The sequence below is a fragment of the Pseudomonas sp. FP1740 genome, from assembly GCF_030687165.1.
GTDB lineage: Bacteria > Pseudomonadota > Gammaproteobacteria > Pseudomonadales > Pseudomonadaceae > Aquipseudomonas.
The window spans coordinates 4539408-4554324 of the sequence record NZ_CP117461.1 but is presented as its reverse complement, the minus strand read 5'-3'; the positions used below and the strand labels follow the sequence as shown (position 1 = coordinate 4554324).

General features: G+C 59.6%; 7 protein-coding genes and 5 pseudogenes. All 12 read right to left on the bottom strand.

Annotation, left to right across the window (positions count from 1 at the left end; translation table 11 throughout):
* Positions 1 to 1124: 1124 nt before the first annotated feature.
* A pseudogene (locus tag PSH69_RS30340) lies at positions 1125 to 1241 on the bottom strand (recombinase family protein); the annotation flags it as partial.
* 90 nt (positions 1242 to 1331) lie between these two features.
* On the bottom strand, positions 1332 to 1568 hold the full coding sequence (locus PSH69_RS20170) for a hypothetical protein (protein ID WP_305409581.1): 237 nt from the start codon (positions 1566 to 1568) through the stop codon (positions 1332 to 1334).
* On the bottom strand, positions 1568 to 2125 hold the full coding sequence (locus PSH69_RS20165) for a hypothetical protein (protein ID WP_305409580.1): 558 nt from the start codon (positions 2123 to 2125) through the stop codon (positions 1568 to 1570). The genes PSH69_RS20170 and PSH69_RS20165 overlap by 1 nt, the downstream gene beginning before the upstream one ends.
* Before the next feature lie 1147 nt (positions 2126 to 3272).
* Positions 3273 to 4073, bottom strand: a complete 801-nt coding sequence (locus PSH69_RS20160) for a hypothetical protein (protein WP_305412903.1) — start codon at positions 4071 to 4073, stop codon at positions 3273 to 3275.
* 981 nt (positions 4074 to 5054) lie between these two features.
* Positions 5055 to 5189 (bottom strand): annotated as a pseudogene (locus PSH69_RS30335) (hypothetical protein); the annotation flags it as partial.
* Between the two features lie 153 nt (positions 5190 to 5342).
* Positions 5343 to 5606, bottom strand: a pseudogene (locus tag PSH69_RS20150) (IS21 family transposase); the annotation flags it as partial.
* Between the two features lie 97 nt (positions 5607 to 5703).
* Positions 5704 to 6783, bottom strand: coding sequence for a hypothetical protein (locus PSH69_RS20145; protein WP_305412901.1), 1080 nt, complete (start codon positions 6781 to 6783; stop codon positions 5704 to 5706).
* Positions 6784 to 7791: 1008 nt separating this feature from the next.
* A pseudogene (locus PSH69_RS30330) lies at positions 7792 to 7926 on the bottom strand (hypothetical protein); the annotation flags it as partial.
* Between the two features lie 153 nt (positions 7927 to 8079).
* Positions 8080 to 8378, bottom strand: a pseudogene (locus tag PSH69_RS20135) (IS21 family transposase); the annotation flags it as partial.
* 312 nt (positions 8379 to 8690) lie between these two features.
* Positions 8691 to 9581, bottom strand: coding sequence for a hypothetical protein (locus tag PSH69_RS20130; RefSeq protein ID WP_305409579.1), 891 nt, complete (start codon positions 9579 to 9581; stop codon positions 8691 to 8693).
* A 1210-nt stretch (positions 9582 to 10791) separates the two neighbouring features.
* Entirely contained in the window at positions 10792 to 11865 is a 1074-nt protein-coding gene (locus PSH69_RS20125) for a hypothetical protein (protein WP_305409578.1), read from the bottom strand.
* Between the two features lie 1152 nt (positions 11866 to 13017).
* Positions 13018 to 14112, bottom strand: a complete 1095-nt coding sequence (locus tag PSH69_RS20120) for a hypothetical protein (RefSeq protein WP_305409577.1) — start codon at positions 14110 to 14112, stop codon at positions 13018 to 13020.
* Positions 14113 to 14917 lie beyond the last annotated feature (805 nt).

Below are 14917 nucleotides of genomic sequence, written 5' to 3'. Positions count from 1 at the left end.
GATCCGGAGGAGTGCGTCGACGACGGGTAGGGGTGAGTAGCCCGTTTCTTGCCCCTGCGAGTGCGGGAAACGCCTGAGGTGGATGGGGCCGACGCGGCTCCGGACACAATATGCCCAAAAGGATGTGCGCCTTCGTCAAGCAGCGTCGGCGGTGCCCAGTATGATTCAGAGTGGTCGGAATCTCGTGAGGCCTTGCTCGACATCGTCTCCCGGCTCTCAGTCGTGCTGCCCGACGGCAGGGACGGCCCCGAGATGTTCTGCGGACTCCGTCTCTGAATCAAAGCACTGCGCAGTTGCGCTTCTGAGCGTGAGCGCGCGCGGAGGAAATCTTCAGAAGTCAGGTGGCGAGTTAGCAATAAGTCAGTCACGACGGGTGTTATATCCGCGAGGGTATAATTCGCGCTGTCGGAGCTATTCTGAGCCCGTTGCCGATTCAACTTCTCCAGCACAACCGTCTTTGGGTTGGGTAGGGCGTAGTCCTCGGACGGCAATGAATGCAGATAGTTCTTTGAGGAGGGTGAGAGCTCTCTGCGCGATGAGCCCGTGAACTCGGCAGGAAGGTGCTGTTGCACGTCCTCTGTGGTGTTCTGCAAATGATCTGGTCCAAAAGCCGATTGCGTAGAGACTTCCAGTGGCGCTAAATCGCCAGGGCCTCCTGGTGGGTGGGTGGCATTGGGAGCCGGGGCCGATGCAGCGAAGTTGGCGAGGTATGCAGAATACGGGGGAAGGGGGCGCACTCTTTTCTCCTTTGAGGACGAGTAGCAGGCAGTCTCCTGCCAAAGATCGATCGACCGAATGCAAACCACGGCCACGTGCATAGCCTGTTGGGTGGTCTGGGGGCAAGTTGGGTTCCAGGGCACGGGAAAGTCGATGGGGCGGTCCGGCTGAATGGGGGCTACCCCCGTACCCAGCGAGGGCTAGGGGGCATGCCGAGATAAGGCAAAAATCAGGACATTTGCTTCGCAAGCGCCGCGCACGCCTAGCGCGCAGTCTCAGGATTTTCAATGCCGACAAGTAGTTGCAGACCCCATGAGTGAATGTTTGCGTTATCGAAGCGGACGCCTGGGAAGAAGGAGTTGAGCGGCAGTGGTAGGGCTTGCGTTGGTTTTTGGTTCATTGCTCCGGACGGACCTGGCTAAGCGGTCAGAGTTTTGGTCAGCGAGTGCATCCCCGCAACGAACCGCAGCAAGAGCTTGATCCAGTCCTGGTCGGGATCGATTGATGCCAGTCAATCCATGATCCTCCTACGCCTCTGTTTTGCAAGGCAGTAGAGGACCAGCCTGCCGCGATAACACCGTCGCCTTCTACCGGCGTCGCGCAAGCCTTATCGCCTATGAGGATGTCTTCAGCTTCAGCTTGAAGCCCCGGTTAATTGCCGCGCGCGTGCTTGGGTGAAGTCCGTGGCCCTGCATGGCCGTATTGACCGCCGCCTCCAACGCTGCTGTGCGCTCTTCTCCCGCAGCAGGCGCCAGGGCGGACCAGCGCTGATCCTGCTGCTCGAGATGGCACAGAAATCGTGAAATATAAGAGCGCTGTTTCCGGTCAAGGGTGTCGGGCAGTTGCGCCATCACTGTTTGGTGTTCGGGCAGCCAGGTGCCAGTAGGACCTGCCCGGAAGGTCCCAGCAGAGCCAAGTTGAAGCCCTGGTTAAGTGCCGCGCGCGTGCCTTCGCCAATTATGTTCTCCTTAATGGCCGTATTGACCACCGCCTCCAACACTGCTGGGCGCCTGTCGCCCGCAGCAGGCGCCAGCGCAGACCAGCGCAGACCCTGCTGCTCGAGATAGCACAGAAATCGTGAAATTTTAGAGCGGTACGACCGGTCAAAGGTTCCGGGAAGTTGCGTCATCACTGTTCGGTGTTCGGGCTGCACAGGTGCCAGTCGGACCTGACCGGAAGGCCCCTGCAGAAGCAAATTGAAGCCCTGGTTAATTGCCGCGCGCGTGCCTTGGTCAAGTCCGTGGTCCTTAATGGCGGTATTGACCGCCGCCTCCAACACTGCTGGGCGCTTTTCGCCCGCTGCAGGCGCCAGCGCAGACCAGCGCTGACCCTGCTGCTCGAGATGGCGCAGAAATTGTGAAATTTTAGAGCGGTACGACCGGTTAAGGGGAGCGGGCAGTTGCGCCATCACGGTTTGGTGTTCGGCCAGTGATGGTGTAGCTCCCCGCGTGGGGGCGATGGATGACAGCGCGCGCGAGGGCCCGGAGGACTGGGTCGACGACGGATAGGGGCGAGCAGCCCGTTCCTTGCCCCTGCGAGTGCGGGAAACGCCTGTGGTGGATGGGGCCGACGCGGCGTCGGCTCCGGACACAATGTGCCCAAAAGGATGTGCGCCTTCGTCAAGCAGCGTCGGCGGTGCCCAGTATGATTCAGAGTGGTCGGAATCTCGTGAGGCCTTGCTCGACATCGTCTCCCGGCTCTCAGTCGTGCTGCCCGACGGCAGGGACGGCCCCGAGATGTTCTGCGGACTCCGTCTCTGAATCAAAGCACTGCGCAGTTGCGCTTCTGAGCGTGAGCGCGCGCGGAGGAAATCTTCAGAAGTCAGGTGGCGAGTTAGCAATAAGTCAGTCACGACGGGTGTTATATCCGCGAGGGTATAATTCGTGCTGTCGGAGCTATTCTGAGCCCGTTGCCGATTCAACTTCTCCAGCACAACCGTCTTTGGGTTGGGTAGGGCGTAGTCCTCGGACGGCAATGAATGCAGATAGTTCTTTGAGGAGGGTGAGAGCTCTCTGCGCGATGAGCCCGTGAACTCGGCAGGAAGGTGCTGTTGCACGTCCTCTGTGGTGTTCTGCAAATGATCTGGTCCAAAAGCCGATTGCGTAGAGACTTCCAATGGCGCTAAATCGCTAGGGCCTCCTGGTGGGTGGGGGGCATTGGGAGCCGGGACTGATGCAGCGAAGTTGGCGAGGTATGCAGAATATGGGGAAAGGGGGCGCACTCTTCTCTCCTTTGAGGACGAATAGCAGGCAGTCTCCTGCCAAAGATCGTTCGACTGAATGCAAACCACGGCCACGTGCATAGCCTGTTGGGTGGTCTGGGGGCGAGTTGGGTTCCAGGGCACGGGAAAGTCGTTGGGGCGGTCCGGCTGAATGACTGGCCACCTCGGACAATCCGTACACGCCTAGCGCGTTGTCTCAGGATTTTCAATGCCGACAAGTAGTTATAGATTCCATGAGTGAATGTCTCCTCATTTGGGAATGACCGTGAGCCCCCCTTAGAGAACCAGCATGCAGCGATAACAACCGTCGCCTTCTACCAACGTCGCGCAAGCTTTATCGCCTGGAAGGTGCCTTCAGCTTCAACTTGAAGCCCCGGTTAATTGCCGCGCGCGTGCGTTCGTCAAGTCCGTGGTCCTTAATAGCCGTATTGACCGCCGCCTCCAACGCTGCTGGGCGCTCTTCGCCCGCAGCAGGCGCCAGCGTGGACCAGCGCTGACCCTGCTGCTCGAGACGGCACAGAAATCGTGAAATATAAGAGCGCTGTCTCCGGTTAAGGGGTTCGGGCAGTTGCGCCATTACTGTTTGGTGTTCGGGCAGCGCAGGTGTCAGTCGGACCTGACCGGAAGGCCCCACTAGTGCCAAGTTGAAGCGCTGGTTAAGTGCGGCGCGTGTGTTTGGGTTAAGTCCGTGGTGCTGTATAGCGGTATTGACCGCTGCCTCCAACTCTAGTGGGCGCACTTCTTCCGCAGCAGGCGCCAGCACTGACCAGCGCTGATCCTGCTGCTCGAGATGGCACAGAAATCGTGAAATATAAGAGAGGTATCGATGGTCAAAGGTTTCGGGCAGTTGTGCCATCACTGTTTGGTGTTCGGGTTGCACAGGTGCCAGTCGGACCTGACCGGAAGGCGCCAGCAGAGCCAGGTTGAAGCCGTGGTTAAGTGCGGCACGCGTGCCTCGGTCAAGTCCAAGGTGCTTAATGGCTGTATTGACCGCCGCCTCCAGCGCTGCTGTGCGCTTTTCGCCTGCAGCAGGTGCCAGCGCGGACCAGCGCTGACCCTGATGCTCGAGATGGCGCAGAAATCGTGAAATATTAGAGCGCTGTTTCGGGGTAAGGGTTTCGGGCAGTTGCGCCATCACTGTTCGGTGTTCGGCCAGTAATGGTGTGGCTCCCCGCGTGGGGCCGGAGGACTGGGTCGACGACGGGTAGGGGGGAGCAGCCCGTTTCTTGCCCCTGCGATTGCGGGAAACGCCTGTGGTGGATGGGGCCGACGCGGCGTCGGCTCCGGACACAATGTGCCCAAAAGGATGTGCGCCTTCGTCAAGCAGCGGCGGCGGTGCCCAGTGTGGCTCAGAGTGATCGGAGTCTCGTGAGGCCTTGCTCGACGTCGTCTCGCGGCTCTCGGTCGTGCTGTCCGACGGCAGGGGAGACCCCGAGATGTCCTGCGGACTCCGTCTCTGAATCAAAGCATTGCGCAGTTGCGCCTCTGAGCGTGAGCGCGCGCGGAAGAAGTCGTCAGAAGTCAGGTGGCGAGTTAGCAGTAAGTCAGTCACGACGGGTGTTATATCCGCGAGGGTATAATTCGTGCTGTCGGAGCTATTCTGAGCCCGTTGCCGATTCAACTTCTCCAGCACAACCGTCTTTGGGTTGGGTAGAGCGTAGTCCTCGGACGGCAATGAATGCAGATAGTTCTTTGAGGAGGGTGAGAGCTCTCTGCGCGATGAGCCCGTGAACTCGGCAGGAAGGTGCTGTTGCACGTCCTCTGTGGTGTTCTGCAAATGATCTGGTCCAAAAGCCGATTGTGTAGAGGCTTCCAATGGCGCTAAATCGCTAGGGCCTCCTGGTGGGTGGGTGGCATTGGGAGTCGGGGCCGATGCAGCGAAGTTGGCGAGGTATGCAGAATATGGGGTAAGGGGACGCACTCTTTTCTCCTTTGGGGACGAATAGCAGGCAGTCTCCTGCCAAAGATCGTTCGACCGAATGCAAACCACGGCCACGTGCATAGCCTGTTGGGTGGTCTGGGGGCGAGTTGGGTTCCAGGGCACGGGGGGAAAGTCGATGGCAGTCCGGCTGAATGACTGGCCGATCAGTACATGCCATTTGTCCACCGGCATCCGGTTGGTCACCGGCGTCGAGCGGTTGCCGTAATGGTCGTTCGGCAGCTCGAGCATGTCGCGCCGTTGCGCAGCGGTAAACGGTGCCAGGCCCCAGTCGTTCAGGATCAGCAAATCGGTCTTGGCATAACCCGCCATCATTTTCGCGAAGCGACCGTCGCCGTGGGCCAGAGCGCAGGCGAGCCATGTTTTGCCCTCGTCAGTCGGGCCGCCGATGATCAGGTTCAGGCCATCGCGCAGCTACTGGCCGCTGCCTGGTTGCAGGATCAGAGTCTTGTCCAGGCCACGCGGGCTGCGGCGGTCGATGTTTTCCAGGCAGGAGTCAACGAACAGCTTTTCACCTGCGCGGTGCTCCTGGCGCATGACCCGCCGATGCATCGGACGCTGATCGCTTGGAACCGTCGGTGCAGGCGGGAACAGACATTGCTCCAGTTCGGCGCCTGATAACGATGTCGGTCAAGTCAGCCCGCAAGCGTTGAAACGGTGCAGGTAATTGCCGGCACCGAACTTTAGGCGTAGTACCTCTCGGATTTTACGCATGGATATACGCTTCAAGATGACCTCTTCGCTTCAATAAAAGAGGTCGCTACCTGCCTTGGCTTGGGTCGGATCAGTGACAGATCACTGTCCAAGTGGTCGTGGAATCCGCACCTTATCGCCAAGAAGGCGCCTTCAGCTTCAACATGAAGCCCCGGTTAATTGCCGCGCGCGTGTGTGAGGCAAGTCCATGGTCCTTAATGGCCGTATTGACCGCCGCCTCCAGCGCTAGTGGGCGCTTTTCGCCGGCAGCAGGCGCCAGCGCGGACCAGCGCTGATCCTGCCGCTCGAGATGGCACAGAAATCGTGAAATACAATAGCGGTACGACCGGCCAAGGCTTTCGGGCAGTTGCGCCATCATTGTTTGGTGTTCGGGCTGCACAGGTGTCAGCTGGGGCCGGCCGGAAGGCCCCACTAGAGCCAGGTTGAAGCCATGGTTAAGTGCCGCGCGCGTGCCGGGGTCAAGTCTTTTTTCCTGAATTGCCGTATTGATCGCCGCCTCCAACGCTGCTGGGCGCTTTTCGCCCGCAGCAGGCGCCAGTGCGGACCAGAGCTGATCCTGCTGCTCGAGAAGGTACAGAAATCGTGAAATATAAGAGCGGTATCGATGGTCAAAGGTTTGGGGCAGTTGCGCGATCACTGTTTGGTGTTCGGGCAGCGCAGGTGCCAGTCGGACGTAACCGGAAGGCCCCTGCAGAACCAGGTTGAAGCCTTGGTTAAGGGCCGCGCGCGTGCCTTCGTCAAGTCCGTGGTGCTGCATGGCGGTATTGACCGCCGTCTCCAACGCTGCTGGGCGCACTTCTTCCGCAGCAGGCGCCAGTGCGGACCAGAGCTGATCCTGCTGCTCGAGATGGCACAGAAATCGTGAAATACTAGAACGCTGTCTCCGGTCAAGGCTTTCGGGCAGTTGCGCCATCACTGTTTGGTGTTCGGCCAGTAATGGTTTCAGTCGGACCCGACCTGAAGGCGCCAGCAGAGCCAGGTTGAAGCCCAGGTTAAGGGCCGCGCGCGTGCCGGGGTCAAGTCTTTTTTCCTGAATTGCCGTATTGACCACTGCCTCCAACGCTGCTGGGCGCCTGTCGCCCGCAGCAGGCGCCAGCGCAGACCAGTGCTGACCCTGATGCTCGAGATGGCGCAGAAATTGTGAAATTTTAGCGCGGTACGACCGGTCAAGGGTTTTGGGCAGTTGCGCCATCACGGTTAGGTGTTCGGCCAGTAATGATCCGACTCGCCGCGTGGGGGCGGTGGATGGCAGCGCGCGCGAGGGGCCAGAGGGCTGGGTCGACGATGGATAGGGGGGGGCAGCCCGTTCCTTGCCCCTGCGAGTGCGGGAAACGCCTGAGGTGGATGGGGCCGACGCGGCGTCGGCTCCGGACACAATGTACCCAAAAGGATGTGCGTCTTCGTCAAGCAGCGGCGGCGGTGCCCAGTGTGGCTCAGAGTGATCGGAGTCTCGTGAGGCCCTGGTCGACGTCGCCTCCCGGCTCTCAGTCGTGCTGCCCGACGGCAGGGACGGCCCCGAGATGTCCTGCGGACTCCGTCTCTGAATCAAAGCACTGCGCAGTTGCGCTTCTGAGCGTGAGCGCGCGCGGAGGAAATCTTCAGAAGTCAGGTGGCGAGTTAGCAGTAAGTCAGTCACGACGGGTGTTATATCCGCGAGGGTATAATTCGTGCTGTCGGAGCTATTCTGAGCCCGTTGCCGATTCAACTTCTCCAGCACAACCGTCTTTGGGTTGGGTAGAGCGTAGTCCTCGGACGGCAATGAATGCAGATAGTTCTTTGAGGAGGGTGAGAGCTCTCTGCGCGATGAGCCCGTGAACTCGGCAGGAAGGTGCTGTTGCACGTCCTCTATGGTGTTCGGCAAATGATCTGGTCCAAAAGCCGATTGTGTAGAGGCTTCCAATGGCGCTAAATCGCCAGGGCCTCCGGGTGGGTGGGTGGCATTGGGAGCCGGGGCCGATGCAGCGAAGTTGGCGAGGTATGCAGAATACGGGGTAAGGGGACGCACTCTTTTCTCCTTTGGGGACGAATAGCAGGCAGTCTCCTGCCAAAGATCGTTCGACCGAATGCAAACCACGGCCACGTGCATAGCCTGTTGGGTGGTCTGGGGGCGAGTTGGGTTCCAGGGCACGGGGGGAAAGTCGATGGCAGTCCGGCTGAATGACTGGCCGATCAGTACATGCCATTTGTCCACCGGCATCCGGTTGGTCACCGGCGTCGAGCGGTTGCCGTAATGGTCGTTCGGCAGCTCGAGCATGTCGCGCCGTTGCGCAGCGGTAAACGGTGCCAGGCCCCAGTCGTTCAGGATCAGCAAATCGGTCTTGGCATAACCCGCCATCATTTTCGCGAAGCGACCGTCGCCGTGGGCCAGAGCGCAGGCGAGCCATGTTTTGCCCTCGTCAGTCGGGCCGCCGATGATCAGGTTCAGGCCATCGCGCAGCTACTGGCCGCTGCCTGGTTGCAGGATCAGAGTCTTGTCCAGGCCACGCGGGCTGCGGCGGTCGATGTTTTCCAGGCAGGAGTCAACGAACAGCTTTTCACCTGCGCGGTGCTCCTGGCGCATGACCACATCAACCTAGATAGCCCATTTTATATCGAGGCGGCGTAGTTCAGTATGCGCCGATGCATCGGACGCTGATCGCTTGGAACCGTCGGTGCAGGCGGGAACAGACATTGCTCCAGTTCGGCGCCTGATAACGATGTCGGTCAAGTCAGCCCGCAAGCGTTGAAACGGTGCAGGTAATTGCCGGCACCGAACTTTAGGCGTAGTACCTCTCGGATTTTACGCATGGATATACGCTTCAAGATGACCTCTTCGCTTCAATAAAAGAGGTCGCTACCTGCCTTGGCTTGGGTCGGATCAGTGACAGATCACTGTCCAAGTGGTCGTGGAATCCGCACCTTATCGCCAAGAAGGCGCCTTCAGCTTCAACATGAAGCCCCGGTTAATTGCCGCGCGCGTGTGTGAGGCAAGTCCATGGTCCTTAATGGCCGTATTGACCGCCGCCTCCAACGCTGCTGGGCGTATGTCGTCCGCAAAAGGCGCCAGCACTGATCCTGCTGCTCGAGATGGTACAGAAATCATGAAATATTAGAGCGGTATCACTGGGCAAAGGGTTTGGGCAGTTGCGCCATGACTGTTTGGTGTTCGGGCAGCACAGGTGTCAGTTGGACCCGACCGGAAGGTCCCACTAGAGCGAGGTTGAAGCCCTGATTAAGTGCCGCGCGTGTGCTTTCGCCAAGTCCGTGGTCCTGTATGCCCGTATTGACCGCCGCCTCCAACGCTGCTGGGCGCCTGTCGCCCGCGGCAGGCGCCAGCGCGGACCAGTGCTGACCCTGCTGCTCGAGATGGCACAGAAATCGTGAAATATTAGAGCGCTGTTTCGAGTTAAGGGTGTCGGGCAGTTGCGCCATCACTATTTGGTGTTCAGGTTGTACAGGTGCCAGTCGGACCTGACCGGAAGGCCCCAGCAAAAGCAAATTGAAGCTCTGGTTAAGTACCGCGCGCGTGTTTGGGTCAAGTCCATGGTGCTTAATGGCCGTATTGACCGCCGCCTCCAACGCTAGTGGGCGCTTTTCGCCCGCCGCAGGCGCCAGCGCGGACCAGTGCTGATCCTGCTGCTCGAGATGGCACAGAAATCGTGAAATACTAGAACGCTGTCTCCGGTCAAGGCTTTCGGGCAGTTGCGCCATCACTGTTTGGTGTTCGGCCAGTAATGGTTTCAGTCGGACCCGACCGGAAGGGCCCAGCAGAACCAGGTTGAAGCCGTGGTTAAGTGCGGCGCGCGTGGTTATGTTAAGTCCGTGGTCCTTAATGGCGGTATTGACCGCCGCCTCCAACGCTGCTGTGCGCTTTTCGTCCGCAGCAGGCGCCAGCGTGGACCAGCGCTGATCCTGCTGCTCGAGATGGCAAAGAAATCGTGAAATCGCAGAGCGGTATCGCCCGCTCAGGCTTTCGGGCAGTTGCGCCATCACGGTTTGGTGTTCGGTCAATAATGGTGTGGCTCCCCGCGTCGGGACGGTGGCTGACAGCGCGCGCGAGGGGCCAGAGGACTGCGTCGACGACGGATAGGGGCGAGCAGCCCGTTCCTTGCCCCTGCGAGTGCGGGAAACACCTGAGGTGGATGGGGGCGACGCGGCGTCGGCTCCGGACACAATGTGCCCAAAAGGATGTGCGCCTTCGTCAAGCAGCGTCGGCGGTGCCCAGTATGATTCAGAGTGGTCGGAGTTTCGTGAGGCCTTGCTCGACGCTGTCTCCCGGCTCTCGGTCCCCGAGATGTCCTGCGGACTCCGTCTCTGAATCAAAGCACTGCGCAGTTGCGCTTCTGAGCGTGAGCGCGCGCGGAAGAAGTCTTCAGAAGTCAGGTGGCGAGTTAGCAATAAGTCAGTCACGACGGGTGTTATATCCGCGAGGGTATAATCCGTGCTGTCGGAGCTATTCTGAGCCCGTTGCCGATTCAACTTCTCCAGCACAACCGTCTTTGGGTTGGGTAGAGCGTAGTCCTCGGACGGCAATGAATGCAGATAGTCCTTTGAGGAGGGTGAGACTTCTCTGCGCGATGAGCCCGTGAGCTCGGCGGGTTGGGGTGTTGATTGCCTCGACGAGCCGCAAGCAAGGTTTGAATGGTGCTGTTGCACGCCCTCTATGGTGTTCGGCAAATGATCTGGTCCAAAAGCCGATTGCGTAGAGGCTTCCAATGGCGCTAAATCGCTAGGGCCTCCTGGTGGGTGGGAGGCATTGGGAGTCGGGGCCGATGCAGCGAAGTTGGCGAGGTATGCAGAATACGGGGGAAGGGGGCGCACTCTTTTCTCCTTTGAGGACGAGTAGCAGGCAGTCTCCTGCCAAGATCGTTCGACCGAATGCAAGCCACGGCCACGTGCATAGCCTGTTGGGTGGTCTGGGGGCGAGTTGGGTTCCCAGGGCACGGGAAAGTCGATGGGGCGCTCCGGCTGAATGGGGGCTACCCCCGTACCCCGCGAGGGCTAGGGGGCATGCCGAGATAAGGCAAAAATCAGGACATTTGCTTCGCAAGCGCCGCGCACGCCTATCGCGTTGTCTCAGGATTTTCAATGTCGACAAATAGTTGCAGATCCCATGAGTGAATGTCCCCTCATCTGGGCATGACCCTGGTGAGCCCCCCCCTAGAGGACGAGCATGCAGTGATAACAACCGTTGCCACCGGCGTCGCGCAAGCCTTATCGCCTATGAGGATGTCTTCAGCTTCAACTTGAAGCCCCGGTTAATTGCCGTGCGCGTGCGTTCGTCAAGTCCGTGGTTCTTAATGGCCGTATTGACCGCCGCCTCCAACGCTAGTGGGCGCTCTTCACCCGCGGCAGGCGCCAGCGTGGACCAGCGCTGACCCTGCTGCTCGAGATGGCACAGAAATCGTGAAATATTAGAGCGGTATGACTGGTTAAGGGTTTTGGGCAGTTGCGCCATGACTGTTTGGTGTTCGGGCAGCCCAGGTGTCAGTTGGACCCGACCGGAAGGTCCCACTAGAGCGAGGTTGAAGCCCTGGTTAAGGGCCGCGCGCGTGGTTATGTGAAGTCCGTGGTCCTGCATGGCCGTATTGACCGCCGCCTCCAACGCTGCTGTGCGCTTTTCTCCCGCAGCAGGCGCCAACGCGGACCAGTGCTGATCCTGCTGCTCGAGATGGCACAGAAATCGTGAAATTTTAGAGCGGTACGACCGGCTAAGGCTTTGGGGCAGTTGCGCCATCATTGTTTGGTGTTCGGGTAGCGCAGGTGCCAGTCGGACCCGACCGGAAGGCGCCACTAGAGCCAGGTTGAAGCCGTGGTTAAGGGCCGCGCGCGTGTTTGGGTCAAGTTCGTGGTCCTGCATGGCCGTATTGACCGCTGTCTCCAACGCTGCTGGACGCATGTCGTCCGCAGCAGGCGCCAGCGCGGACCAGCGCTGATCCTGCTGCTCGAGGTGGCATAGAAATCGTGAAATATTAGAGCGTTGTTTTTTGTTAAGGCTTTCGGGCAGTTGCGCCATTACTGTTTGGTGTTCGGGCAGCACAGGTGTCAGTCGGACCTGACCGGAAAGCCCCACTAAAGCCAGGTTGAAGCCGTGGTTAAGTGCCGCGCGCGTGCTTGTTTGAAGTCCGTGGTCCTTAATGGCGGTATTGACCGCCGCCTCCAACGCTGCTGTGTGCTCTCCGCCTGCAGCAGGCGCCAGCGCGGACCAGCGCTGATTCTGCTGCTCGAGATGGCGCAGAAATCGTGAAATCGCAGAGCGGTATCTCGGGTTAAGGATTTCGGGTAGTTGCGCCATCACGGTTCGGTGTTCGGCCAGTAATGGTGTGGCGCCCCGCGTGGGGCCGAAGGACTGGGTCGACGACGGATAGGGGCGAGCATCCCGTCCCTTGCCCCTGCGAGTGCGGGAAACGCCTGTGGTGGATGGGGTCGATGCGGCGCCGGCTCCGGACACAATGTGCCCAAAAGGATGTGCGCCTTCGTCAAGCAGCGGCGGTGCCCGGTATGATTCAGAGTGGTCGGGGTCTCGTGAGACCTTGCTCGACGTCGCCTCCCGGCTCTCGGTCCCCGAGATGTCCTGCGGACTCCGTCTCTGAATCAAAGCACTGCGCAGTTGCGCTTCTGAGCGTGAGCGCGCGCGGAGGAAATCTTCAGAAGTCAGGTGGCGAGTTAGCAGTAAGTCAGTCACGACGGGTGTTATATCCGCGAGGGTATAATTCGCGCTGTCGGAGCTATTCTGAGCCCGTTGTCGATTCAACTTCTCCAGCACAACCGTCTTTGGGGTGGGTAGAGCGTAGTCCTCGGACGGCAATGAATGCAGATAGTCCTTTGAAAAAGGTGAGAGCTCTCTGCGCGATGAGCCCGTGAACTCGGCAGGAAGGTGCTGTTGCACGTCCTCTGTGGTGTTCGGCAAATGATCTGGTCCAAAAGCCGATTGCGTAGAGACTTCCAGTGGCGCTAAATCGCTAGGTGGGTGGGTGGCATTGGGAGCCGGGGCCGATGCAGCGAAGTTGGCGAGGTATGCAGAATATGGGGAAAGGGGGCGCACTCTTCTCTCCTTTAGGGACGAATAGCAGGCAGTCTCCTGCCAAAGATCGTTCGACCGAATGCAAGCCACGGCCACGTGCATAGCCTGTTGGGTGGTCTGGGGGCGAGTTGGGTTCCCAGGGCACGGGAAAGTCGATGGGGCGCTCCGGCTGAATGGGGGCTACCCCCGTACCCAGCGAGGGCTAGGGGGCATGCCGAGATAAGGCAAAAATCAGGACATTTGCTTCGCAAGCGCCGTGCACACCTGCCACGTTGTCTCCGGACTTTCAATGCCGACAAGTAGTTACAGATCCCATGAGTGAATGTCCCCACATCTGGGCATGACCCTGGTGAGCCCCTTAGAGAACCAGTATGCAGCGATAACAACCATCGCCTTCTACCGGCGTCGCGCAAGCCTTATCGCCTATGAGGATGCCTTCAGCTTCAACTTGAAGACCCGGTTAATTGCCGTGCGCGTGCGTTCGTCAAGTCCGTGGTGCTGCATGGCCGTATTGACCGCCGCCTCCAACGCTAGTGGGCGCTCTTCATCCGCGGCAGGCGCCAGCGTGGACCAGCGCTGATCCTGCTGCTCGAGATGGTACAGAAATCGTGAAATATTAGAGCGGTATGACTGGGTAAGGGTTTTGGGCAGTTGCGCCATGACTGTTTGGTGTTCGGGCAGCCCAGGTGTCAGTCGGACCCGACCGGAAGGGGCCCGCAGAGCCAGGTTGAAGCCCTGGTTAAGTGCCATGCGCGTGTTTATGTGAAGTCCGTGGTGCTGCATGGCTGTATTGACCGCCGCCTCCAACGCTAGTGGGCGCACTTCGTCCGCAGCAGGCGCCAGCGCGGACCAGCGCTGATCCTGCTGCTCGAGATGGCACAGAAATCGTGAAATTTTAGAGCGGTATGACCGGGTAAGGGTTTGGGGCAGTTGCGCCATCATTGTTTGGTGTTCGGCCAGTAATGGTGCCAGTCGGACCCGACCGGAAGGCGCCACTAGAGCCAGGTTGAAGCCGTGGTTAAGTGCCGCGCGCGTGCTTGGGTGAAGTCTGTGGTCCTTAATGGCTGTGTTGACCACCGTCTCCAACGCTGCTGGGCGCCTGTCGCCGGCAGCAGGCGCCAGCGCGGACCAGCGCTGATCCTGCTGCTCGAGATGGCACAGAAATCGTGAAATATTATAGCGGTATGGCAGGTCAAGGCTTTCGGGTAGTTGCGCCATCACTGTTTGGTGTTCGGGCTGCACAGGTGCCAGTTGGACCCGACCGGAAGGCGCCTGCAGAACCAGGTTGAAGCCGTGGTTAAGTGCCCCGCGCGTGCCTGTGTTAAGTCTGTGGTCTTTAATGGCCGTATTGACCACCGCCTCCAACGCTGCTGGGCGCCTGTCGCCCGCAGCAGGCGCCAGCGCGGACCAGTGCTGACCCTGATGCTCGAGATGGCGCAGAAATCGTGAAATATTAGAGCGCTGTTTTTTGTTAAGGGTTTCGGGCAGTTGCGCCATTACGGTTTGGTGTTCGGTCAATAATCGTGTGGCTCCCCGCGTGAGGGCGGTGGATGACAGCGCGCGCGAGGGCCCGGAGGACTGGGTCGACGACGGATAGGGGCGAGCAGCCCGTTCCTTGCCCCTGCGAGTGCGGGAAACGCCTGTGGTGGATGGGGCCGACGCGGCGTCGGCTCCGGACACAATGTGCCCAAAAGGATGTGCGCCTTCGTCAAGCAGCGGCGGCGGTGCCCAGTGTGGCTCAGAGTGGTCGGAGTCTCGTGAGGCCTTGCTCGACGTCGTCTCGCGGCTCTCGGTCGTGCTGTCCGACGGCAGGGGAGACCCCGAGATGTCCTGCGGACTCCGTCTCTGAATCAAAGCATTGCGCAGTTGCGCCTCTGAGCGTGAGCGCGCGCGGAAGAAGTCGTCAGAAGTCAGGTGGCGAGTTAGCAGTAAGTCAGTCACGACGGGTGTTATATCCGCGAGGGTATAATCCGTGCTGTCGGAGCTATTCTGAGCCCGTTGCCGATTCAACTTCTCCAGCACAACCGTCTTTGGGTTGGGTAGAGCGTAGTCCTCGGACGGCAATGAATGCAGATAGTTCTTTGAGGAGGGTGAGAGCTCTCTGCGCGATGAGCCCGTGAACTCGGCGAGTTGGGGGGGTGATTGCTTCGACGAGCCGCAAGCAAGGTTTGAACGGTGCTGTTGCACGTCCTCTATGGTGTTCGGCAAATGATCTGGTCCAAAAGCCGCTTGCGTAGAGGCCTCCAACGGCGCTAAATCGCTAGGGCCTCCTGGTGGGTGGGTGACATTGGGAGCCGGGGCCGATGCAGCGAAGTTGGCGAGG